The sequence below is a fragment of the Pediococcus damnosus genome (genome assembly GCF_001611155.1).
GTDB classification, from domain to species: domain Bacteria; phylum Bacillota; class Bacilli; order Lactobacillales; family Lactobacillaceae; genus Pediococcus; species Pediococcus damnosus.
In genome coordinates, this window is the sequence record NZ_CP012294.1 from 1,571,727 (window position 1) to 1,594,209 (window position 22,483).

The following is a 22,483-nucleotide window of genomic DNA, read 5'->3' on the forward strand; positions in this document are numbered from 1 at the left end:
TCTTGTTTTGCTGAGCTGTCCTAAAGCTCAGCGGAAAGCAGCAGGCAAAGACGACGGATGCGAGTTCTTGCGGCTGAACTGTGCCACAAGAATCGACAGCGTACGGAATATAAAGGACTTTCGGAACGAAAATCATCCAAAAGAAAATGAAGTAGCGCGAGTTCTTGCGGCTGAACTGTGCCACAAGAATCGACAGCGTACGGAATATAAAAGATTTTCGGAACGAAAATCATCCAATGTAATGAAGTAGCGCGGGATCACAATTCCGCGAGAAGGATACTTATATCTCTATAGCTGTTTCAAGGAGCTGTCCTCAGTCTCCCCAGAAATTCACCGCATATGCGAGCAATGCGCATTTTCGCCTAAAAACATGTTAAAATAAATACAATTAAATTAACGGGATTAATCGAAAAAATCGAGGCGTGAAAAATGGAAAACTTGGTAATTGTGGATTTGGGTTCTAATTCAGTACGGATGGCAATTAATGAAGTCCACGACGACGGCAGTTTTCACGAAGTTCGGCGCATCAAGGAAGACTCGCGCATATCTGAAGGGATGGGTGCTAATAGTATTTTACAGCCGGTTGCCATGGATCGTACCATTGCAGCTTTAAAACGGTTTAAGCATATTTATGAGGGCTATCCAAATCGAACAGTGCGCGGAATTGCTACGGCGGCTGTTCGCGTGGCTCAAAATCAAGCTGAATTTTTGAAACGCGTCCAAGATGAAGTTGGCATTGATTTGGATGTTTTATCCGGTAGCGATGAGGCCTATTACGATTATTTAGGTGTGATGAATTCTTTAGAAATTAAGGACTGTCTGATCCTTGATACGGGTGGCGCTAGTTGTGAGTTAATTCATGTGCAAAATGGTAAACCGCGTAACTTGATTAGTGTGCCATTTGGGGCAGTGAGCCTTTCCGAAAGGTTTCATTTAAACAATGTGGTTCGTGCTGATCGCCTGTTTGCGGCGCAAATTTTTGTAAATAAACAGTTTCGGGATATCTGGTGGATTATGGATGCAATGCAACTGCCAATTATTTTGCTTGGGGGCGCTAATCGCTCGTTGGCACGTATGAACCGCCAACATCAAGGCATGTCACGGGTGGATAATATCCATGGATATCGTTTAAAAACTGAAGTTGTCAATAAAACTTTTCGCGCATTATTATCGCGAAACCTAGCGAATCGTAAAAAGATGCCAGGATTAGAAACCCAACGCGCAGACATTATTATTGGTGGAATTTTACCTTTAGTGATGTTGCTACAGATGTTAGATGCTGATCGGGTGATCTTTTCTGAGAGTGGGGTACGAGAAGGAATCATTTCGGAATATGTTCAGAATCGTAAATGATGAGCAGAAGTCGAAAACATTCTGAAGCAAGTTTCACCGATCTATTTAATTGAGGAGTCAAAATTCGATGGATTTAAATCATTTCTACAAAAAGAACTATGGCGATCGTTTAGCCCTTTTGAAAGCTCAATTGGGATTAAATGAAGCGGATCTTGAGGTGATTGCCAATGGTCGGACGGAAAAAGGCAACCAAATTATTGAAAATTATTTAACGGATTTTCCTGTTCCAGAAGGGGTGGCCGTTAATTTTTTGATTAATGGCAAAGAAAAAATTGTCCCAATGGTTACGGAAGAACCGTCTGTGATTGCGGCGGCTAGTCATGGTGCGAAGATGACTCTTGCTGGAGGTGGCATTCAGGCTCGAACCACAGATCATTTGATGATGGGCCAGGTTTTAATGGCCAACGTTGAAGATGCTGATGAACTCAGCACGCAACTTAATCAAAATGAGGCTGCTATTTTAAAAGTGGCTAATGATGCGCATCCCTCAATTGTTAAACGAGGCGGGGGCGCCAAAAAGCTACGCATTCGCAAATTAGCTCACCAGTTTGTTTCGTTAGATATCTTTATTGATACCAAAGAAGCCATGGGTGCTAATATGATTAACACCATGCTGGAAGCAGTAGCCACTTATTTACATATCAAATTACATCAGACTAGTTTAATGGCGGTGTTAAGTAACTTATCCGATGAATGTCTTGCTACGGCTACCTGTCAAATTCCGGTCGCAAGCTTAGCCACTAAAAAATTGAGTGGTGAAGACGTTGCTGATCGAATTGTGATTGCCAGTTTGGCGGCTCAAGTGGATCCATACCGAGCTGCTACACACAATAAAGGGATTATGAACGGTGTCGATGCTGTGGTGATGGCTACAGGCAATGATTGGCGGAGTATGGAAAGCGGTGCGCACGCGTATGCAGTTAAGGATGGGCAATATCGAGGCCTGAGTGACTGGAAAGTTAGCGACGGGAAATTAATCGGAACACTAACCTTGCCAATGCCGGTCGGATTTGTGGGCGGATCGATTAACATTAATTCCAGTGCACAGCTGGCGCATAAATTTTTACAGATTACTTCCGTAAAAGAGCTGGAAACAGTGATTGTGAGTGTGGGTTTGGCACAAAACTTGGCAGCCTTAAACGCGTTAGTTTCAGAAGGTATTCAGCGCGGGCACATGCATTTGCAGGCCAAATCCCTTCTATTAAGTGTGGGAGCAACTGACACGGAGCTGCCAAATGCGCAATTGCAACTGGAAAAATGCCCCGTTATGGATGCCAATACGGCTAAACAGGTGCTAAAAACGTTGCGAAACAAAGGAGAAATTAATGAGTGAAGAACGACTTAATGCTGAAGTAACCACATTGTTCGATCGAATTGATGCGATGATTCCAGAACAGTTAACGGTGCAATATGGTGATCAAAAATCAGGCTATGTTCGCTATGATCAGTCTTACCAAACGGTTGAAAATGGGCAACTAATTATTCATGTGCAGGATGTGACAGCTCTAAATTATACAGTTTCACACGAACTTTTGCATAAGTTGATGGAAATTAAAAAGTATCCACAAATCCAATTTCAGCTAACCAGTGGAAATCGTGAGTTTGATGAACAACTTATGATTATTACAACTGCCTTGTATGATACTGTTTTACATCTGAATATTTATAACTGGCAGCGGCAGCACGGATTATTGACCGAAGCGGTTCAGGCAGATTATCTAGCGGGAATTGTCAAAACAATTACCCCTGAGCAAGGCGACAAGCTGGATTCAATGATGCACTTGCGCCTGATGACGATTTTAGATGCATTGGTATTTTACGGGGATGATATTGATCAGGTGGCGGCGCAGTTTAAACGTGACTATCCAATTACCTTAACGGTAGTTCAAAAGCTCTATAATTTAATTACTGAAAAACCAGTGAACTCGCCATTTGCAGTCCGGCGAACGGTAGTGTCATTATTTGCTGAGTTTGATAAACAATTAAAAAGTTTAGATTTACCAACCCTAGGAAGTAGTGAATTTGTGACCTTGGAAAGTGTGATGAGCCAACGACAATTGCGTTTGGAAGTGCGGCAGCTTTTCCAAATTGCCCATTCTGAAATTCAAGACGCCAAAACGCAAAAACGGGCGTACATCGGCCTAGGCGTTCAAGATCAACAAAATGCCTTTGTTTTACCGATGCCACCGAAAAGCAAAACTGAAGAGTATTTTAAAACCTTGTACGGCTTATCAGTGAAGGAATTATTTGAACAAATGCAAATTCCTTATTTAATTCGTTAATCGAGTTTAAACACAAATCAATTGGTTTACCTGCTAGCAGTTTTAGCTTAATATATAGATATGTTTAGAGTTGGTAGATGAAGTCTCATAGTGAAGGGAAGCCAAACCGTGAAGCGACAAGACATTTTTCAACAACTTATCAAATTAAAAAATCGGATGCAAGGACTGGTCCGAGTACAGTTAGTAATTGATGTGGTCATGATTTACGCCTTTATCACAACAATGTTAAATAGTGATACCGTAAACTTGTTTGGTAAGATCATGTCACAAGATAATGCGATGGTCGTGACATTTCTGATTGCGATTGTTGATTTGTGTTTTACACAGATCCGTAAAAATTATCGCAAAGTAGGGCGAACACTGATTGGTCATTTAGGTGGTCAATTATCGGAAGATGAGATCTTAGTTATTCGACAGTTCGAAAGATACTAGTGAGTGAGGCAAGTCGATAAAAGACAGAAAATAAGTATGCTGTATGCGGGATCGTAATCCCGCGGGAAGCGTACTTATTTTCTGTCTTTTGACTTGCCGAGCTGTCCTAAAGCTCAGCGGAAAAGTGCAGGTGAGGATGACGTATGTGGGATCGCAATCCCACGGGAGTCGTGCTTATGATCAGCCTCTTGCTTTGCCGAGCTGTCCTAAAGCTCAGCGGAAAAGTGCAGGTAAGTGCGACGTAGGTGGGATCGCAATCCCACGGGAAGCGTACTTATTTTCTGTCTTTTGACTTGCCGAGCTGCCCTAAAATAAGTGAGTGTAACAAAGCGAATAGTTTAATTGCCGTTCTACGGCTCACTTGGCCTGGAACGGGGGTGGGCACGATTTGAAGCCAAGCAGGTCACTTGTCTTCAAACTCGGCCTTTATCTAAGCGAAAATCGCTAAGATAAACGGACTAACATTAGTGGTGAATCATAATTCGACGAAATTATGATTCACCACTTTTTCATTCTGTTAAAGTGGTAATGAAGTTGACATGTCGAAGTGTCATTTGGCGCATCATACGATGACGTCGCAAGATAAATTGGCAACTTCATTTGGTTCACTAATAAGCTCGCTCGAAGTCCGTTGGCTACTAAAAGTCGTGTATTGAAAATTGAGATGAGTGAATCGATGAATACAACTTTGATAAGGTGGTGTTTAAATATGATTGATATCGAAATCATATTTGGCATAGATGTAAGTAAACATAGTTCAAATGTAGCAATTTTAGCCGATGACAGTGTCATTAAAGAATTCAAGATAACTAACGATCGTATAGGTTATGAAACCCTTGATGACGCTCTTAATAGCTTTAAGTCACCCAAGGTAATTTTTGAATCTTCTGGCATCTATTCACGAAGTATTCGTGCCTTTTTACAGAGAAAAAATTGGATTTATACCGAGATTAATCCTTTGGCGGCCAAGAAAGATATGGATGGTTTTCGGCACAATAAGAATGATCAGCTGGACGCAGTAGCATTAGCCACTGCAATGGCACACTATCATTATCAATCGACGTTCAGAGAAGCAGGCGTCTATGAAGAACTGCATGATTTAGAGCGAACCTATCAAGAGTTCAACGAAGATCTCGTGCGAGCCAAGAATCGATTGCATAAGAACCTGCAGCTCACTTTTCCTGAAGTTGAACAATTTATAAGTACAACAGATGGTACTTTATATTGGCACGTTGTACAGCAGTTTCCGCATCCAACTTTCGTATTAGAAACTAAACTATCAGAATTAGCGCAACTAATTTTAAAAGCGACACTCAAGAACATGAGTGAAAAACGAGCGCTTGGCTTAGCCGAGCACCTTAAAGAATTAGCAAACAAATCCGCTCCGGCGGTTAGTAGCGATGCGTGTGCGGTTAGCTCTGTCGTTTACCTAGCTGGTGAAGTAGAGCGTCTCAATGATAAAAAAGACGAAATTATTAGAGAAATGTCCCAAATTTCAGTATCACTCAATGAGATTCCTATCCTGCAATCAATTCCAGGATTTGGCATTAAAACAGCGGTTTGCCTTCTAGCCGAACTTGGCGATATTAGTCGATTCCATAGTTCTAATGCCATTAATGCATATATCGGAATTGACTTAATTCAATATCAATCTGGAGACTACGAAATGGGACAGCACATCCGAAAACGTGGAAATTCATACGCTCGAAAAATATTGTTCAAAGCTGTTTTGAATATGGTGTGTGCTGCTAAATATCATCCCTCCAACGTCAGTATTCTTTATCAACGCAAAAAGCAATCTTCCAGTGAAACCCACACTAAGAAGATTGCCATAGCAGCGATGGGACGGCTCATTAGAACCATCTACCACCTAATTAAGAATAATGAATTGTATGATTCCAGAAAGTGCCTACCACAACACTAATACACAATTCATCTAAACTGATTATAGCACCTCAAAAAATTTAAATACCTGAGGTGTTTTTTGGCGTAGCCTAAATATTAATTTCTCAGTCCAAAAGTAGCAATCTTAAGCTAAGAATAAATAAATAGTTAACAGAGTTACTGATATCAAAGGTTTCTCTTGACTAATGGTAGAAAATTTCACCCCTGAGGCCAAAACGCCTCCGAACTGGGGAAGTCGTTGTCTTTCGATAGTTCGTATGAACGTTGCCATAACAACCTTTGTGTTAAACATAATTAGTTTCAAAACTCGAATCAGTCTGGAAGCAATGGGCTCAGTAGTGTCGTTTTTCTTAACGATTTATCGTTTAGATAAAGGCCGAGCTTAGAGATGTGAATTTCAGCTCTAAGTCGTGCCCACTACGTTCCAGCCCGAATTTCTGGAAGACGAAATCTAAGCTAATTTAATTGTTGTTAACTCTTTTGTACCGAGTAATTAGGTGGAATTTCGTATTTCCACGTTTACATAAAAACTTAAAAATAAAAAAATAAGAGATTGAGAAAAGTGTTTTTTTCTCAGTCTCTTATTTTTGTGGAAGTTTAAGTTAAGCTAATTTTTGATGTCCAAACAGATATCCACAACTTTTTGTTGCACGGGCGAAAGAATGTGGTTAGTTCTGTAAGCTAAACTCATATAAAATTCAGGTTGGGGATCATCAAGCAGGTTTAACTGCACAACGTTGGGATTGGTAACGGCGGATTCTGCAAGGAAGCTAATGCCGACATTTTTCTCAACCATCCCTTGAATGACCTGTGGATCCTCACTTTGATAGGTAATTTTGGGGCGGAAATGATTGGCATGACTCAGCTGTTTTAAAGCTTCCGAATGAACGAAACTGCTCCCAAAAGTAATGAAGTTTAAATCTTGTAAATCACGAAACCAAACATCAGATTGGTTAGCCAAGGGGTTATCCTTACCAACAATAATTTTAAAATTAGTTTTCGCAAACGTCTGACTGAACAAGCGCGCCGAATCAAAGGGCTGAATTGAACCGACCAAGGCCATGTCTAACGTCCCATTTAAAAGGAGCTTCAATAATTCAGCGGATCCGCGCTCGACTGGAATAATCTGGGTCAACAAATCTTGTTTTGCGAGTTCAGCGGCAATTTGCGGGAAATAGGACTGACTAATTACTGGTGGCAAGCCCAAGACAATTTTGCCGGTGTTAATGTTTTGAATTTCATTTTTGGCAACCCTAACTTGGTTCAAAATAATACCAGTATGTTCAGCAAGTTGTTGGCCACTTAAGGTAGTTGTCAATCTATGCTGGCTGGCATCACGCACAAACAGCTGGGTGTTTAACTCAGTTTCCAGACGTTTAATTGCAGTACTAATGGTTGGTTGGCTAACCTTAAATTTGGCTGCCACCCGCGAGAAATTCCGTTCTTGGAACATTGCCTGAAAATACTCAAAATCCTTAATATTCATTAGTTGCCTCAGTCTGGTTAATTTTTAAAATGACTCGAATTTTATTAAACGCCCAACTTTTCTTTTAAGGCAGTTGTCATCGTTTCTGAAAAGTTAATCGCTTGTTCACGGCCTAATTCGTTTAGATAACTGGGAATGGTGATCGTCTTTTTTACGGTTCGGTTGTCCGAGAGTTTTCGATATTTTGCGAGATCAATATCTACATAGGTGACGATTGTATGTTCGGGATGTTTAATATCAAAACTGGGTTCAGGGATGGAAAGGCCCGCATCTTGACGGGCCACACCTTCTTCGGATAAGGCATCTCGCGCCATTTCGATTGCTTCTGATAACGTTGCTCCGCTGGTATCACTATCGAAATCTACGATATGGGCTAGATAAAGGTCAGGTTTATCGCGATTAATAATTACCGGATAAGCCGCTCTAAAATTTTTATATTGTTTTTGCATGATTAGCTTTTCCCTCACTCACTTGTTTTTTTCTGGCATTACATTTGCTGCCACAATGTACAAAATGATACATGGAAAAAATCCAGGAATTGAAATTGCCGCGTAAATTATCCGTAACAACGCCTTATCAACACCCAAGTATTCCGCAAAGCCGCCAATGACACCCGAAATTACCTTGTCTGATGATTTTGTTAATTTTTTATTCATGATATTCCTCTTTTCCGTTATTCATAAATTTTCCTCTAAGTTTACAAAACTTTCTTGATACTTTTATTATAACTTTTTGGACTATTAAATCCCATTAAAAAGTGCTAAAAATAGGACACCAGATAATCCCTTGAAAACACAGAGTTTCTGGAACCAGTTATTACCTTTTTTAATACTTTCTTAAACGTTTGACTATAGTTTTTTTGACCGCGTATACTGGCGCTGTTGATTAGAAAAGAAAGTAATTGGAGGCTATAAATATGGCAAAAAGTCCAGTAGAAATTTTGAACGATCCATTTTTAAATAAGGGGACCGCATTTACAAAAGAAGAGCGTCAATCACTTGGTTTGGTTGGGTTATTACCACCTTACGTCCAAACATTAGATGAACAAGCTGCGCAAACGTATGCGCAAGTCGAATCAAAAACAAGTAGTTTAGAAAAACGAATTTTCTTAATGGAAATCTTTAATGAAAATCGCGTATTATTCTATAAATTATTTAGCCAGCACGTAGTTGAATTCATGCCAATCGTGTATGATCCAACCATTGCCGACACAATTGAAAACTATAGTGAGCTGTTTGTTCAGCCCCAAAATGCAACATTCTTATCAATTGATGATCCAGACAGCATGAAGGATTCTTTGAAAAACGCTGCTGATGGTCGCGATATTCGTTTGATCGTGGTCACAGATGCGGAAGGAATTCTAGGAATTGGTGACTGGGGCACAAATGGTGTCGACATCTCTGTTGGAAAACTAATGGTTTATACAGCGGCTGCCGGAATCGATCCTAGCCAGGTTATGCCAGTTGTTTTAGATACTGGAACAAATAATCAAGATTTGTTAAAAGATCCAATGTACCTTGGCAATCGTCACGAACGCGTAACTGGTGATCGTTACTACAAATTTGTGGATCAGTTTGTAAACACGGCTGAAGATCTTTTTCCAAAACTTTATCTCCATTTTGAAGATTTTGGTCGGGATAATGCTGCTAATATCTTAAATACGTACAAAGACAAAATCACGACATTTAATGATGACATCCAGGGAACTGGAATTATTGTTTTGGCTGGGATTTTGGGTGCTTTGAATATTTCTAAACAAAAAATGACGGATCAAGTTTATCTTTCATTTGGTGCTGGAACTGCTGGCGCTGGAATCACGAAACGGATTTATGATGAATTCTTGCAACAAGGCTTATCTGCAGATGAAGCAAAGAAACACTTCTATTTGGTTGATAAACAAGGCTTGTTGTTTGATGATGACAAGACGTTGACACCAGAACAAAAGCCATTTGCACGTTCTCGTTCTGAATTTGCCAATGCCGATGATTTAACAACTTTAGAAGCGGCTGTAAAGGCAATTCACCCAACGATTTTGGTGGGAACTTCAACTCAACCAGGAACGTTCACAGAATCAATTGTGAAAGAAATGGCTGCTCATACTGACCGCCCAATTATTTTCCCGTTATCAAATCCAACTAAATTAGCAGAAGCTAAAGCTGAAGATTTGATTAAATGGTCTGATGGGAAGGCTTTAGTAGCAACAGGAATTCCAGCAGATGACGTTGAATACAATGGCGTCACTTACCAAATTGGTCAGGCTAACAATGCGTTAGTTTATCCCGGTTTAGGATTAGGTGTGATTGCTTCCACTGCTAAAGTTTTAAATGATGAAATGATTTCAAAGGCTGCCCATTCATTAGGTGGAATTGTGGATGGTAACAAGGCTGGTGCTGCTGTATTACCACCAGTTTCAAAGCTCGATCAATTCTCATACACGGTGGCAAAGGCTGCAGCGCAGAGTGCGGTTGATCAAAAATTGAATCAGGAACCAATTTCAGATGTTGATAAGGCAATTACCGATATGAAGTGGGAACCAAAGTATTAGGATGTTTTCGAAAGTGAGTAAGAGATAGTACATGAGCTATTTTATGGCTGGCAACCTAGAATAGGATGTGGGAGGCTACAATCATGTCAGATTATCGGATAGAGGAAGATGCTTTAGGACCAGTCAAAATCCCAGCGGATGCGCTGTGGGGCGCACAAACTCAAAGAAGTTTACAAAACTTTTCTACCGGCGAAAAAATGCCACTGGTGCTAATTAAAGTCATGCTTCAATTAAAAAAAGCGGCGGCACTAGCTAACCAAGATGAGAAAGCAATTTCTGCAGAAAAGGCCAGTTTAATCGTTGCGGCAGTTAATCAATTGCTTAGTTTAGATGATGTTCAATTAAGAAAAGATTTTCCATTGGTTGTTTACCAAACTGGCTCAGGCACACAAACTAACATGAATGTGAACGAGGTTGTGGCCAATGTGGCCAAGAAGCTTAATTCGAAAGTTGAGATTTTACCAAATGATGATGTTAATCATAGTCAGAGTTCGAATGACATTTTTCCAACGGCCATGAATATTACCGCAGCCCTTGCTGTTGAAAAATTGGAAGTTGCAGTACAGCATCTGATTGACAAATTGGACGAAAAGCAAAAAGAATTTTGGCGAGTGGTAAAAATTGGTCGAACTCATTTACAGGATGCAACGCCCATAACTTTTGGCCAAGAAATTAGTGGTTGGAAGAGTACATTAGAACATGATCTCGGCTACTTGAAAGAATTGAACGGCACGCTGAATGAACTAGCGGTTGGTGGGACAGCGGTTGGCACCGGATTAAATGCGGTTCCTCACTTTGCAGAAACAATTGCTCAAAAAATGAGTGACATTTATGGAATTAAATTTACGGCCGATTCAAATAAGTTTTATGAATTGGCTGCTCACTCTGGGTTAAACGTTGTTCACGGGGCTATGAAAACTTTAGCAAGTGATTTAATAAAAATTGCTAATGATGTGCGTTTCTTAGCTAGTGGACCACGTGCCGGCTATGGCGAAATAAACATTCCTGCCAATGAACCAGGATCCTCAATTATGCCTGGAAAAGTTAATCCAACTCAGGCTGAAGCAATCACAATGGCTGCGGTTAGGGTAATTGGCAATGATGTCGTAATTTTGCTTTCTGCCAGTCAAGGAAATTTTGAAATGAACGTCTACAAACCAGTTATCATCAGTACTTTTCTTGAATCTGCCGAACTTTTAACCGGAACAATCAGTAATTTTACTGATTTAATGATTGCTGGTTTGACTGTTAATCAAGACCGCATGAAAGAACTGGTTGATCGATCCTTGATGATTGTGACTGCCCTATCTCCACACATTGGATATCATGCCAGTGCTAAGATTGCACAACAAGCTCAAAAAGATGGCGTTACTTTACATCAGGCCGCAATTCAGTCTGGAAAAGTCACGAATGCCCAGTATGATCAGTGGGTTGATCCGATGAAAATGACTGGAATTGACGGTTAATAAAAATAAGTTATCTATGTTTTAAAAAATTTAAGTTTTAAAAAATTATCGAGTGGAAGAAGGATTATCATGGCTTTTATAACTTCTGTTGAAAGTGTTGTCACAATTCTGTTGATGATGGCGTTAGGTTATGCGCTTCGTCGAATGGGTTGGTTTGATGATAACTTTAGTGGCAGTATTTCCAAACTAATTATGAATGTTGCTCTACCTGCTTCAATTTTTGTAGCAATTATGAAATATTTAACGTTGCCAAAATTAATCAGTTTATCTAGTGGATTAGTTTATTCATTTGGTGGGGTAATTATTGGGTATATCATTGCCTGGTTGGCGGTTAAGGTTTTAAAGATTCGTCCAGGTCGACGCGGAATCTTTATGAATACCGTTGTTAATGCCAATACTATTTTTATTGGCTTACCTTTGAACATTGCGCTCTTTGGATCCGTAAGTTTACCTTACTTCTTGGTTTACTACGTTACCAATACCGTTTCTACTTGGGCATTTGGGGTGTTCTTAATTTCAAATGATGATCCAACTAAGAAGAAGGGTGAAAAGAGTTCCGGTAACTTTAACTGGAAGAAATTATTGCCACCCCCATTGCTAGGGTTCTTGGTTGCTTTAGTATGGTTGATTTTGAACTTACCAGTTCCAGCATGGGCTAACAATACGTTGACTTACGTTGGTAATCTGGTTACACCACTATCCTTGATCTACATTGGGATTGTGTTAGCAGATGCTGGTTTAAAGAGTATCAATTTTGATAGAGATACAATTTTTGCCTTGCTCGGTCGTTTTGTCTTGTCACCAGTTGTGATTACTTTATTGATCATGCTTGGGGCAAAAATGGGCCATGTAATTCCAAAAATGGAAATGCAAACCTTGATTGTGCAAGCTGCTGCGCCCACATTGGCCGTTATGCCAATTTTGGCAAATGAGTCGCATGGTGACGTGAAGTTTGCGACCAACTTAGTCACAACCAGTACGATTCTCTTCATTGTGGTTGTGCCGATTGTCATGACTTTGATTCAGTTTATTTAATAGTAGATAAAATAGTTTATCAAATGGGTGATTTTTTGGTAAACTATTTTTTGCTAAAGCTAAATTCATGAGTTATAATGAATTTACAAAGAAGTGGGAAACAAAAATCACACCAAAGGCCTTAACTATGTGGAGTAGTTAAGGCCTTTTTTTACACTTATTTGCGTTTAAAATTTAGCTTCGGCCAAAATTTAAACCAAGCGGGTGGGTCGACGTTGCCTAGAAGTAGTCTTACTTCTGGTCATATCTATTCAACCAGTAGACAAATAACGAATTTAGGATCGCTACCAGAAGTGATGTTAAGAACGTGGGCAACAAAATTCACACCTCCGACCCATTGCAGAATTTGCTTTGAATCAGTAGGCAACTATTTTAGTATACAGAAAATAAAATAAAATCCTACAAGAATATTTGGCTAATGTTTGCGTAGAGAAACTGTGATAGACTAGGCGTAAACAATCGATAAATTGAGGCAAAGAGAATTGATTACAATTGGTTTAACAACGTGGACTGACCATCCCACATTAATTGAAAATGAAGATCGTAAAGTTACGCTGCAAGAATATGCAGGCTTTTTTCCAGTGGTCGAAGTGGATACCTCATTTTATGGAATTCCAAAACTGAGTACAATCGCTAACTGGCAAAAATCGGTTCCAGAAAAATTTCAATTTATTTTGAAGGCCAATCAATTGATGACGTTGCATGATGGCGTGAGTGCTAATGATTATCTAAGTGACGATCATCGATTAGCATTTACAGAGTTTCGCAAAATGGTCCGGCCATTAGTTGAGGCGCAACAACTTAAAACGATCTTGTTCCAGTTTCCACCGTATTTTAATTGTGAAACAGCTAATATTCGCTACTTATGGGATATCCGCGAACTGATGGGCGATTTACCAATTTCTGTAGAGTTTCGTAATCGCAGTTGGTATGATCCAGCGGTCCAAGAAGAAACGATGCTGTATCTGAAAAAATTGGAAATGAGTCATGTAAGTGTGGACGAACCGAGTTCAGTTCCAAACGGCGTTCCGTTGATTAAAACGGTAACTAATTCTCATTTGGCAGTTTTACGATTACATGGTAAAAATGCTGAAGGTTGGGCCAAACAAGGACAAAACTGGCGGAAAACACGTACTTTGTATCGTTATTCCGAAACTGAGCTGCAAAATTTTGCGACCCTTGTGCGCCAAATGCAGGGAAAAGCGGATGAAGTTTGTGTTATTTTTAATAATAATAGTGGCCATGACGCTGCAGATAATGCGTTGCGTTTGAAAAAAATTCTAAATATTAGTTTTAACGGTTTAGGTCCCTTACAACTTGATCTATTTTAAGACCCAAATCAGAACGAAACGGGCTTGGCCACGCGTTTCTTTGTGATATACTTAAAGTTAAAATAACTCAAATATAAATTTAATAAAGCTAGAGTGCTGCAAAAGGCGAATAGCTTCCGAGCATTAGCCTAGGGAACCGAATGATTTGGGTTTAGAATCGTTTGGTTGCCGTAGCTACTACTCCGCAAGTGTAGATGATTTTCGTTCCAAAAATCTTTCATGCTTCGGACGTTGGCCATTCTTGTGGCCGAAAATCAGACCGCAAGAACATGGCAAGCGGAGGTAGCTGCCTTTTAAAGCACGTTTCAGCATAAACTAGGAAGGAAATCTCATATGGCAGATAAACCCACTTACTATATAACGACACCAATTTATTATCCATCTGGAAAATTACACATTGGAAATTCATATACAACCATTGCTTGCGACGCGGAGGCTCGTTTTCAGCGTTTGGAAGGCAAAGACGTTTTCTTTCTAACCGGAACTGACGAACATGGTTTGAAAATCGAACAAAAAGCCGAAGAATTAGGAACAACTCCCCAGGCTTATGTGGATGACATGGCAGTTGGGATTAAAAAGCTTTGGAAACTTTTGGATATTTCCAATACGAAGTTTATTCGGACAACTGACGATTATCACGAAAAGGCTGTTCAGAAGATTTTTCAAAAATTGGAAGACAGTGGCGACATTTATTTAGGCGAGTATGAAGGCTGGTATTCAGTCTCAGATGAAGAATACTTTACCGAAACTCAGTTAGCTGAAGTGTATCATGATGCCGATGGTAATGTGACCGGTGGCAAGGCACCATCTGGGCATGAAGTTCAAAAGGTTAAAGAAGAATCGTACTTTTTCAAAATGAGTAAGTACGCTGATTGGCTGCTCCAGTATTATAAAGAGCATCCTGATTTTATTGAACCAGCAAGTCGGATGAACGAAATGATCAATAACTTCATTAAACCTGGTTTGGAAGACTTAGCCGTTTCCCGAACAACCTTTAATTGGGGTGTTAAAGTAAAGAACAATCCTAAACATGTCGTTTATGTATGGATTGATGCTTTAACAAACTATATTACGGCACTAGGGTATGGTAGTGATGATCATAGGAACTTTGATAAATACTGGCCAGCTGATGTGCACATGGTTGGTAAGGAGATCGTTCGTTTCCATACAATTTATTGGCCAATTTTATTACATGCCTTAGGCTTACCTTTACCTAAGCATGTGGTTGCCCACGGTTGGTTGCTAATGAAAGACGGTAAAATGTCGAAGTCAAAGGGTAACGTTATTTATCCAGAAACCTTGGTTAACCGTTATGGACTAGATGCGCTACGCTATTATTTGTTAAAGGCCATGCCTTATGGAAATGACGGAGTATTCACACCAGAAGATTTTGTCGACAAAATTAATTATGATCTGGCCAATGATTTAGGTAATCTCCTAAATCGGACGGTCGCAATGATTAACAAATACGAGGATGGGGTAATTCCAACCTTTAAACCTGGCGTGACAGAATTCGATGAGGATCTTGAAAATACAGCTGCCACAGTTGTGACAAATTATCGTGAATTAATGAATTCACTTCATTTTTCTGATGCGCTTTCTGAAGTTTGGAAGTTAGTGAGTCGTTCTAATAAATATATCGATGAGACCCAGCCTTGGGTTTTAGCTAAGAGTACCGATGAGGCTGATCAAGCTAAATCGGCGAGTGTCATGAACCATTTGGCAGAGAGCTTACGGTTACTAGCCCACTTACTCCAACCCGTTTTAACGCAAGCACCCGGTAAGATTCTGGGTCAATTAGGCTTATCTGCACAAACTGTTAGTTTAGATGAGCTTCATTTTGGAACCATTCCTGCAGGCACAAAAGTTGTGGCTAAGGGAACACCAATTTTTCCTCGTTTAGATGCTAAAGAAGAAGTGGCCTTTATTAAGGCGCAAATGACCAAAACAGATAAGAAAAAGGGCCGTGCAGCAATGGAAGCCGCCAAAAAGGCCGTGCAAACTGCTGACGAACCTGAATTGAAGTCAACAAAAAAGCCGATTCGGATTGAAGCCTTTGATAAAATTGAATTAAAAGTAGCCGAAATTAAGTCCGTCGACCATGTTAAAGGTGCTGACAAACTGCTTAAATTTAAATTGGACGCTGGCGATGGAAGTGATCGCCAAATTCTTTCGGGAATTGCGGAATATTATCCAGATCCAAGTGTCTTAGTAGGTAAAAAGGTAGTGATTGTTGCTAACCTTAAACCACGTAAGATGCGCGGCGAGATTAGCCAAGGCATGTTATTGTCAGCAGAACACGATGGCCATATTCAAGTGGTTGAGGTACCAAACAGCCTCGTGAATGGCTCTGGAGTGGAATAAATAAGAGAGTGTCCTCAAAAGGCGATTGCGACTTGTACTTGCCGATCTTTGGCTTAGTACAATCGACATCGACACGAAAGTTAGCAGCTTCTGAGCATACTGACGTTGTCCATAGAACTAAAGTTGCTAAAGCAACAAGTTCTCATGGCAGCCTAGATAAGCGAATGATTCGGGTTTGGAATCGTTTGATTATCGTAGCTAAGCAGAAGAAGCTGCCTTTTGAGGCACGTTTCAGAAATGATAAAACTAACTCAAGACTAACCGTTTTCCCAGATGTCTTGAGTTATTTTAGTAAATTGGAGGAAGCATGCAATTATTTGATTCACATACACATTTAAATGATGCAGCCTTTTTAGGACAAGAGGCCAGCTACGTTGAGCACGCCCATAAGTTAGGCGTTCAGAAAATGGCCATGGTTGGGTCAAACGCCCAACTAAATGCAGATGCGATTATGTTAGCCCATAAATATGCCGGGCTTTACGCAGTAGTTGGTTGGCATCCAGAAGATTCCAAAGACTTTCATGAACCTCAAGCTGAAATTTTGAAAGAACAATTAAATGATCCCAAGGTTGTTGCTTTAGGCGAAATTGGTTTGGACTATTATGAAACAAAATCACCACGAAAAATTCAGCGACGGGTGTTCGAGGAACAATTGGCGATTGCAAGCGAGCTAAATGTGCCAGTTGCCATTCATAATCGGGATGCGTTTGAAGATACGTATGCTGTTTTAAAAAATGCGCATGTTGAAAACTTTGGTGGCGTGATGCATAGTTTTAATGGTTCCCCAGAGTGGTTGGAAAAATTCCTGAATCTCGGCATGCACATCTCGTATAGTGGGGTGGCTAGTTTTAAGTCTGCCAAGGATGTGCACGCATCTGTGCAATCCACACCACTAAATCGGATTATGGCCGAAACGGATGCTCCTTACTTGGCACCAATGCCTTTCCGAGGCAAGCAAAATGAGCCTGCCTATACGCTTTATGTGGTGGAAGCCTTGGCCCGTTTACGGGATGAAGATCCCAATGTGATCGGAAAAGCAACGTATGAAAATGCCAAAGAATTTTATAGGATAACTGACGATGAAAAAAATTAAAGAAGTAATTGTAGTTGAAGGCAAGGATGACACGGTCCGGATTAATAAAGCTGTAAATGCGGATACGATTGAGACCCGTGGATCTGCTATTTCGGAGCAGACAATCGATCAAATTCGCCATTTGCAAGAAGAACGGGGTGTGATTGTATTTACTGATCCGGATTTTTCTGGCGAAAAAATCCGTAAGACCATTTCTGCGGCTGTCCCTGATGTTAAACATGCTTTTTTGGCCCGAAAAGATGCGGTTCCCAGCAAGAAGGGGAGTTTAGGGGTTGAACATGCGACGCCCCAGGCTATTCGTGATGCGTTGGATAAAGTGTACACGGAAGTTTCAGACGCACCGCAGACAATCACACGTACGGATCTGTTGGATGCCAATTTGATTGCGGGGCAACATGCAAAACAACGACGCATGGAACTGTGTGAAATTTTGAATATCGGCTACGTAAATGGTAAACAACTTTTAAAGAGGTTACAGTTGTTTCAGATTAGTGATGAAGATTTTCAGGATGCAGTTTCTAAATTGGGACAAGAGTAGAGGAAGGACAACCGATGACAGAAGAAATAGATATTGCTGATCCAATTAGGACGCGCGGAATTTTAGAACGTTACGGATTAAATGCCAAGAAAAGTCTTGGACAAAACTTTTTAACTCATCCACAAATTTTGAAAGACATTGTGGCTGCTGCTGAAATTACTGAAGCTGATGATGTTATTGAAGTGGGCCCTGGGATTGGAGCTTTGACGGAACAGCTAGCTCGGCATGCTCACCATGTGTTGGCGTTTGAAATTGACGAAAATTTATTGAACGTTTTGGATGAAACGTTGGCACCTTATAAAAATATTACCATCATTAATGATGATATTTTGCAGGTGGATTTACCAAAAGTTGTGTCTGAGGAGTTAGATGGTGAACACACCCTTAAAGTTGTGGCCAACTTGCCTTATTACATCACGACACCAATTTTGAAGGGCTTATTGCGTAGTCCGTTGGAACTGGAACAGATTGTGGTCATGATGCAAAAAGAAGTTGCCGAGCGGTTGAATGCAGTACCCGGTACAAAGGCTTATGGATCATTGAGTGTTGCAGTTCAACTAGAAATGAATGTCAGTGTTGAGTTTGAGGTGTCAAGAAAGGTATTTGTGCCTCAACCAAAAGTTGATTCTGCAATTGTGAAATTGACGCATCGTGAACCAAGAGAAGTGCAACCATATTCAAAGGATGCATTTTACAAAACGGTACGAGGCTGTTTTACTCACCGTCGAAAGACTTTGTGGAATAACCTTGTGGGAATGCATGGTAAGGATGATGACACAAAGGCGAAGTTAGAAGCTGTGTTAGCAAAACTAGAAATCAAGCCAGGCATTAGGCCGGAGCGGTTGACGGTGGATGATTTTATTAGGTTGACGAATGAATTAAGTGAGTGAGACAAAATGGTAAGAGTAAAGAAATAGGCGTGCCGTATGCGGGATCGCAATCCCGCGGGAGGCATGCCTATTTCTTTACTCTTATTTTGTCGAGCTGTCCTAAGGCTCAGCGGAAAGCAGCAGACCAAGATGGGACGATGCGGGATCGCAATCCCGCGGGAGGCATGCCTATTTCTTTACTCTTATTTTGTCGAGCTGTCCTAAGGCTCAGCGGAAAGCAGCAGACCAAGATAGGACGATGCGGGATCGCAATTCCGCGGGAGTCATGCTTGTGATTCACTTTTTGACTTGTCGAGCTGTCCTAAAGTAGTGAACGAAACAAGCCGTTAAAAGATAAAAAAATAAACAAGGTGGAAACGGGATCGCATCTCATTTCATCTTGTTTATTTTTTCTCTGACTTGTGAAGTTGTCCTCAGGCCCAGCAGAAAAATTTTCCATAAGTTAATCAAACGTAATCTGGTCAATTGCTAACTGCATAGTTTGTTCAAATCGTTGATCGAGGTCTTCAGAATTTAAACTAAAAAATCCGCCAATTTCTTGTACGATAAAGCCAAATAATGTGGATCGGTAAAGAGTTGATTCTACTTTACCAGGATCATCATTTAAATGAAGGGGATCAAACAGTTTTCGATATAAGTTAATCAATGCTTGGTGCGTTTTAGTGGTTTTAGATAGCATGTTTGGATTGAGTAAAAGGGGAGCCATTCCGGGATGTTGTAGGCAAGCCTGTCGGAATTCATGTGCAAAAACAGTTAGCGCTTCAGGGCCAGCTACACCGATAAGTTGTTGAGTTAATTGTTCGGAAACTTCCTGAACAAATTGAAGACCAACCTGATCGAGAAGATCCTCTAAACTCGAAGCATAATTGTAAATTGATTGTGGGCGCACATTCAAGGCTGTTGCTAAGTCATGAATTGCGAGCCCATTGAGTCCCTTTTGTTCAATGAGATGTTCGGCTGTTTCTAAAACTTTTTCGTGAGAAAGGGTTCTTTTTTTTACCATTAGTAATCACCTGTTTTTCCTATTATAGCGCGGTTAGTTTGCCTTATAAACTTGTTGAATTTATTTTAACACAAAACAAATGATTAAAAACAGTTTATTTTCTGATATAATCAGTTTATAATGAATTCTTGTAAACTTATACTATCAGTTTGCAAGAAAAATAAATCGAGGTTTTATTCATGGACAATAATGGGAAGGCTTATAACAAATTTTTACTAATGCTAACGTTGCTGCTGGGGACATTTTGTACATCCCTAACGACTAATATGCTGGTTACAGCGTATCCAACTTTAATGAACCGATTCTCAATTTCAAGTGCCACGGTTCAATGGCTAACCACGGGGCCTTTGCTCGTGATGGGAATTATGATTCCAGTAAGTGCTTGGCTGCTAAACAATTTCAGTCTAAGAATTATTTATTTAACTGCGCTGGGATTTTTCTTTGGTGGTTTGTTGATTAGTTACACTGCAGGTAATTTCGGTCTAATTTTGACCGGTCGATTAATTCAAGCAATTGGCGTTGGAATAACTTTTCCAACAATTCAAACGGTTCTTTTAGTGATTTTTCCACCAGAGAAACGTGGATCGATGATGGGGTTAGGCGGAATTGTAATTGGATTAGCACCAGCTCTTGGCCCAACAGTTGCAGGCTTTATCTTAGATAATTACAGTTGGCGAGATTTGTTTGGTCTCATGTTGATTCCAGTGGGGATTGCAATCGTCATGACAATTGCGTTTGTCCGTCCTGTAATTGAAGTTAAAAAGTCCAAAATTGATGTTTGGGCAATGATGCTTTCCACAATTGGTTTTGGGGCCCTTCTTTATGGACTCTCATCAGTTGGTTCTGATGGTTGGACATCCAGGATTGTCATCACAAGTATTGTGGTGGGATTAATCTTTATCGGTGCTTTTGTCCGACGTGAATGGCCCCAAAAAGAACCATTCTTAAATGTTAGACTGTTAACAATTCCTTCTTTCACTGTGGCATCAATGATTACAGCACTATCGAACACCACAATGATTGGCATTCAGGTTGTCTTGCCAATGTATCTTCAAAACGTGCGCGGAATGAGTCCTTTACATTCTGGATTAATGATTCTTCCAGGCGCTTTGATTTATGGTGTCGTCAGTCTTATTAGTGGTCATCTTTATGACCAAATGGGTGGTCGGCGTTTAGCCCTTGTTGGAACTTTCTTACTTACCATTGCCACGGTACCATTTGCGATGTTGACACGCCAAACGTCATATAGCTTTATTATTTGTGAATATACAGTTTTGATGATTGGTGTTGCTCTGGTTACGATGCCACTGACAGCTGCAAGTTCTGTGGATTTAAAAGGGATTCAATTAAGTCACGGAACTGCGGTTAACAGTACAATGCGTCAGGTAATGACTTCAATGGGAACAGCAATTTTGGGCAGTGTCTTGGCAAATGTTATGTCAAACAGTAATCCAGCCCATTCTTTACTGCAATCAGCACCCTTGGTCTATCGTAATCAATCCTATATTGCCGCAATGCACGGATTTCGAGCAGCTTTTTTAGTGGCCACTGTTTTTGGAATCATTGACTTTATCTTTGCTTGTTTTGTAAAGAATGAAAAGAAAGGGGCCTAACCAACATGATTTTAGTAAGTCTATTTGTAGGCGTCATTTGTTTTATTATTGGATTGCTACTATTGAAAGCGACTTGGCAACAATTGTTAGTCGGTGGGATTGGTTTTGTCCTGTTAGTTGGTTCGGCGGCTTTAATGATTGGAAATGATACGAATCATTGGGGAATGCACAAAGTAACTTATGAAAAAAAAGAAAACATTTCTTCATTAGTGACTGATAAACGAATGCCCTTGTTAGTATATGAACCGATCAGAAAATCAGATTCTGAAAAAGTGTACATTTATCGACATTTAAATTCAACCAAAGATATGCATACGCAAGCTAGTTTAAAAACTAAGAATCGGGTTGAACAGCGTGGTACGAAGGCTACGTTAAAGACAACCACGACATACTGGAAAATGAATGCCGGTTTCTGGAAGTTTTGGTTTGCCGGGGTTACCTCACAAAGGCGTTTCAGTAGCCGTGAAAATAAGTTCACAATTTCCAATAATTGGCACATTTTAAGTCGAAATCAGGCAGAGTGGCTCTCAAAAACAGCAACTGCCAAAGAAAAGGCTGGGAGATCTGAGATTAAAACGGTAATTACTCAAAATGTAGAAAAGGCGGTTAGGGCTGATCCAACAATGTCTAAAAAAGATCAACAAGTGCTTGAACAAAGGGTTAAATCTCAAGTCGAAGCTCAAGCGAAGCAAAAAGCAACTGCAGAATTACAACAACTTGTCACCGAAGCTAAGCAACAATCGGTTCATTAAGCTAAACAGACAAAAAACACGATTACCGAATAACCAATCATTCGATAATCGTGTTTTAATTCACAATAAATTTAATTATCACCAGGGGTCATTTGTTGTGCATCAATGGCTCTCGTATCTAAGAACCAGTATTGGTGCCAATCACCAAGTAAAGCGGTGTATGAAACAGGAGTCTTACCCTGTTCTTCAACTTTTTCATTTAAATAATTTCGCAAAATCCACGGATCAGAAAGTGATTGTTGGGTAAGGGTGAACAAGTGATCCAGCTTTTCCAAACTGATATTAAGGTCGCTAGCAACTTGTTCCTTGGTTAAACCAGAAAGTTCAAAGTTTTCCTTGAGTTCCTTGCGCGTATTTTTCATTTGAGTTGGATTTAAAGACATTTTAAGTTTCCT

General features: G+C 40.2%; 21 protein-coding genes. 16 read left to right on the forward strand and 5 right to left on the reverse strand.

The features are described from left to right. Nucleotides 1-429: 429 nt before the first annotated feature. The 6 genes from ADU73_RS07265 to ADU73_RS10670 all read left to right on the forward strand — a co-directional run bounded on the left by ADU73_RS07265 (nucleotide 430) and on the right by ADU73_RS10670 (nucleotide 6,358). The gene (locus ADU73_RS07265) at nucleotides 430-1,353 is read left to right on the forward strand and encodes a Ppx/GppA family phosphatase (RefSeq protein WP_046872468.1); all 924 of its coding nucleotides are present in this window, start codon (nucleotides 430-432) and stop codon (nucleotides 1,351-1,353) included. A 67-nt stretch (nucleotides 1,354-1,420) separates the two neighbouring features. After that, nucleotides 1,421-2,686 (forward strand): hydroxymethylglutaryl-CoA reductase, degradative, encoded by a 1,266-nt coding sequence (locus tag ADU73_RS07270; protein ID WP_046872469.1) that lies wholly within the window; start codon nucleotides 1,421-1,423, stop codon nucleotides 2,684-2,686. Next, the gene (locus tag ADU73_RS07275; protein ID WP_062913343.1) at nucleotides 2,679-3,635 is read left to right on the forward strand and encodes a hypothetical protein; all 957 of its coding nucleotides are present in this window, start codon (nucleotides 2,679-2,681) and stop codon (nucleotides 3,633-3,635) included. The genes ADU73_RS07270 and ADU73_RS07275 overlap by 8 nt, the downstream gene beginning before the upstream one ends. 90 nt (nucleotides 3,636-3,725) lie before the next feature. Then, nucleotides 3,726-4,067: a hypothetical protein gene (locus tag ADU73_RS07280; RefSeq protein WP_062904541.1), complete on the forward strand. Its 342-nt coding sequence runs from the start codon at nucleotides 3,726-3,728 to the stop codon at nucleotides 4,065-4,067. 709 nt (nucleotides 4,068-4,776) lie between these two features. Further along, a complete protein-coding gene (locus ADU73_RS07285; protein ID WP_100077853.1) occupies nucleotides 4,777-5,991 on the forward strand; it encodes an IS110 family RNA-guided transposase in 1,215 nt (404 codons plus the stop codon). Between the two features lie 238 nt (nucleotides 5,992-6,229). After that, the gene (locus ADU73_RS10670; RefSeq protein WP_257722203.1) at nucleotides 6,230-6,358 is read left to right on the forward strand and encodes a hypothetical protein; all 129 of its coding nucleotides are present in this window, start codon (nucleotides 6,230-6,232) and stop codon (nucleotides 6,356-6,358) included. 221 nt (nucleotides 6,359-6,579) lie between these two features. On the opposite strand, the gene ADU73_RS07290 is transcribed toward ADU73_RS10670, so the two are convergent. The 3 genes from ADU73_RS07290 to ADU73_RS07300 are packed head-to-tail and all read right to left on the reverse strand — an operon-like array spanning nucleotide 6,580 to nucleotide 8,114. Then, nucleotides 6,580-7,458: a LysR family transcriptional regulator gene (locus ADU73_RS07290; protein ID WP_046871935.1), complete on the reverse strand. Its 879-nt coding sequence runs from the start codon at nucleotides 7,456-7,458 to the stop codon at nucleotides 6,580-6,582. A 44-nt stretch (nucleotides 7,459-7,502) separates the two neighbouring features. After that, the gene (locus ADU73_RS07295) at nucleotides 7,503-7,907 is read right to left on the reverse strand and encodes a type II toxin-antitoxin system HicB family antitoxin (protein ID WP_046871936.1); all 405 of its coding nucleotides are present in this window, start codon (nucleotides 7,905-7,907) and stop codon (nucleotides 7,503-7,505) included. An 18-nt stretch (nucleotides 7,908-7,925) separates the two neighbouring features. Beyond that, nucleotides 7,926-8,114, reverse strand: a complete 189-nt coding sequence (locus tag ADU73_RS07300) for a PspC domain-containing protein (RefSeq protein WP_046871937.1) — start codon at nucleotides 8,112-8,114, stop codon at nucleotides 7,926-7,928. Nucleotides 8,115-8,374: 260 nt separating this feature from the next. Here ADU73_RS07300 and ADU73_RS07305 point away from each other — a divergent pair, with 260 nt between their 5' ends. From ADU73_RS07305 to rsmA, 8 genes are all read left to right on the forward strand, one after another. Next, on the forward strand, nucleotides 8,375-10,003 hold the full coding sequence (locus ADU73_RS07305) for a malolactic enzyme (RefSeq protein ID WP_046871938.1): 1,629 nt from the start codon (nucleotides 8,375-8,377) through the stop codon (nucleotides 10,001-10,003). Between the two features lie 83 nt (nucleotides 10,004-10,086). Continuing rightward, nucleotides 10,087-11,469: a class II fumarate hydratase gene (locus ADU73_RS07310; protein WP_062913344.1), complete on the forward strand. Its 1,383-nt coding sequence runs from the start codon at nucleotides 10,087-10,089 to the stop codon at nucleotides 11,467-11,469. A gap of 69 nt (nucleotides 11,470-11,538) precedes the next feature. Then, complete coding sequence (locus ADU73_RS07315; protein WP_062913345.1) at nucleotides 11,539-12,504, forward strand: AEC family transporter; 966 nt, start codon at nucleotides 11,539-11,541, stop codon at nucleotides 12,502-12,504. A 482-nt stretch (nucleotides 12,505-12,986) separates the two neighbouring features. Further along, complete coding sequence (locus ADU73_RS07320) at nucleotides 12,987-13,835, forward strand: DUF72 domain-containing protein (RefSeq protein ID WP_046871941.1); 849 nt, start codon at nucleotides 12,987-12,989, stop codon at nucleotides 13,833-13,835. Between the two features lie 333 nt (nucleotides 13,836-14,168). Further along, on the forward strand, nucleotides 14,169-16,199 hold the full coding sequence (gene metG / locus ADU73_RS07325; RefSeq protein ID WP_046871942.1) for a methionine--tRNA ligase: 2,031 nt from the start codon (nucleotides 14,169-14,171) through the stop codon (nucleotides 16,197-16,199). A gap of 307 nt (nucleotides 16,200-16,506) precedes the next feature. Then, a complete protein-coding gene (locus tag ADU73_RS07335; RefSeq protein ID WP_056986091.1) occupies nucleotides 16,507-17,292 on the forward strand; it encodes a TatD family hydrolase in 786 nt (261 codons plus the stop codon). Further along, a complete protein-coding gene (gene rnmV, locus ADU73_RS07340; protein ID WP_062913346.1) occupies nucleotides 17,279-17,830 on the forward strand; it encodes a ribonuclease M5 in 552 nt (183 codons plus the stop codon). The genes ADU73_RS07335 and rnmV overlap by 14 nt, the downstream gene beginning before the upstream one ends. A 14-nt stretch (nucleotides 17,831-17,844) precedes the next feature. After that, complete coding sequence (gene rsmA, locus ADU73_RS07345) at nucleotides 17,845-18,720, forward strand: 16S rRNA (adenine(1518)-N(6)/adenine(1519)-N(6))-dimethyltransferase RsmA (protein WP_046871946.1); 876 nt, start codon at nucleotides 17,845-17,847, stop codon at nucleotides 18,718-18,720. 442 nt (nucleotides 18,721-19,162) lie between these two features. On the opposite strand, the gene ADU73_RS07350 is transcribed toward rsmA, so the two are convergent. Further along, the gene (locus ADU73_RS07350; protein WP_062913347.1) at nucleotides 19,163-19,723 is read right to left on the reverse strand and encodes a TetR/AcrR family transcriptional regulator; all 561 of its coding nucleotides are present in this window, start codon (nucleotides 19,721-19,723) and stop codon (nucleotides 19,163-19,165) included. 179 nt (nucleotides 19,724-19,902) lie between these two features. Here ADU73_RS07350 and ADU73_RS07355 point away from each other — a divergent pair, with 179 nt between their 5' ends. Both ADU73_RS07355 and ADU73_RS07360 read left to right on the forward strand, forming a co-directional pair. Continuing rightward, complete coding sequence (locus tag ADU73_RS07355; protein WP_046871948.1) at nucleotides 19,903-21,336, forward strand: MDR family MFS transporter; 1,434 nt, start codon at nucleotides 19,903-19,905, stop codon at nucleotides 21,334-21,336. A 5-nt stretch (nucleotides 21,337-21,341) separates the two neighbouring features. Next, entirely contained in the window at nucleotides 21,342-22,088 is a 747-nt protein-coding gene (locus ADU73_RS07360; protein WP_046871949.1) for a DUF4811 domain-containing protein, read from the forward strand. Nucleotides 22,089-22,159: 71 nt separating this feature from the next. Here the strand turns inward: ADU73_RS07360 and ADU73_RS07365 are convergent, their stop codons facing one another. Further along, nucleotides 22,160-22,471, reverse strand: coding sequence for a DUF2316 family protein (locus tag ADU73_RS07365; protein ID WP_046871950.1), 312 nt, complete (start codon nucleotides 22,469-22,471; stop codon nucleotides 22,160-22,162). Between the last annotated feature and the right edge of the window lie 12 nt (nucleotides 22,472-22,483).

Coding starts and splice junctions, on each gene's coding strand:
- ADU73_RS07315 (WP_062913345.1), top strand. CDS start 11,539: ATGGCTTTTATAACTTCTGTTGAAAGTGTTGTCACAATTCTGTTGATG.
- rsmA (WP_046871946.1), top strand. CDS start 17,845: ATGACAGAAGAAATAGATATTGCTGATCCAATTAGGACGCGCGGAATT.
- ADU73_RS07275 (WP_062913343.1), top strand. CDS start 2,679: ATGAGTGAAGAACGACTTAATGCTGAAGTAACCACATTGTTCGATCGA.
- ADU73_RS07305 (WP_046871938.1), top strand. CDS start 8,375: ATGGCAAAAAGTCCAGTAGAAATTTTGAACGATCCATTTTTAAATAAG.
- ADU73_RS07355 (WP_046871948.1), top strand. CDS start 19,903: ATGGACAATAATGGGAAGGCTTATAACAAATTTTTACTAATGCTAACG.
- ADU73_RS07300 (WP_046871937.1), bottom strand. CDS start 8,114: ATGAATAAAAAATTAACAAAATCATCAGACAAGGTAATTTCGGGTGTC.
- ADU73_RS10670 (WP_257722203.1), top strand. CDS start 6,230: ATGAACGTTGCCATAACAACCTTTGTGTTAAACATAATTAGTTTCAAA.
- ADU73_RS07270 (WP_046872469.1), top strand. CDS start 1,421: ATGGATTTAAATCATTTCTACAAAAAGAACTATGGCGATCGTTTAGCC.
- ADU73_RS07360 (WP_046871949.1), top strand. CDS start 21,342: ATGATTTTAGTAAGTCTATTTGTAGGCGTCATTTGTTTTATTATTGGA.
- ADU73_RS07295 (WP_046871936.1), bottom strand. CDS start 7,907: ATGCAAAAACAATATAAAAATTTTAGAGCGGCTTATCCGGTAATTATT.
- ADU73_RS07290 (WP_046871935.1), bottom strand. CDS start 7,458: ATGAATATTAAGGATTTTGAGTATTTTCAGGCAATGTTCCAAGAACGG.
- ADU73_RS07335 (WP_056986091.1), top strand. CDS start 16,507: ATGCAATTATTTGATTCACATACACATTTAAATGATGCAGCCTTTTTA.
- rnmV (WP_062913346.1), top strand. CDS start 17,279: ATGAAAAAAATTAAAGAAGTAATTGTAGTTGAAGGCAAGGATGACACG.
- metG (WP_046871942.1), top strand. CDS start 14,169: ATGGCAGATAAACCCACTTACTATATAACGACACCAATTTATTATCCA.
- ADU73_RS07265 (WP_046872468.1), top strand. CDS start 430: ATGGAAAACTTGGTAATTGTGGATTTGGGTTCTAATTCAGTACGGATG.
- ADU73_RS07310 (WP_062913344.1), top strand. CDS start 10,087: ATGTCAGATTATCGGATAGAGGAAGATGCTTTAGGACCAGTCAAAATC.
- ADU73_RS07365 (WP_046871950.1), bottom strand. CDS start 22,471: ATGTCTTTAAATCCAACTCAAATGAAAAATACGCGCAAGGAACTCAAG.
- ADU73_RS07285 (WP_100077853.1), top strand. CDS start 4,777: ATGATTGATATCGAAATCATATTTGGCATAGATGTAAGTAAACATAGT.
- ADU73_RS07350 (WP_062913347.1), bottom strand. CDS start 19,723: ATGGTAAAAAAAAGAACCCTTTCTCACGAAAAAGTTTTAGAAACAGCC.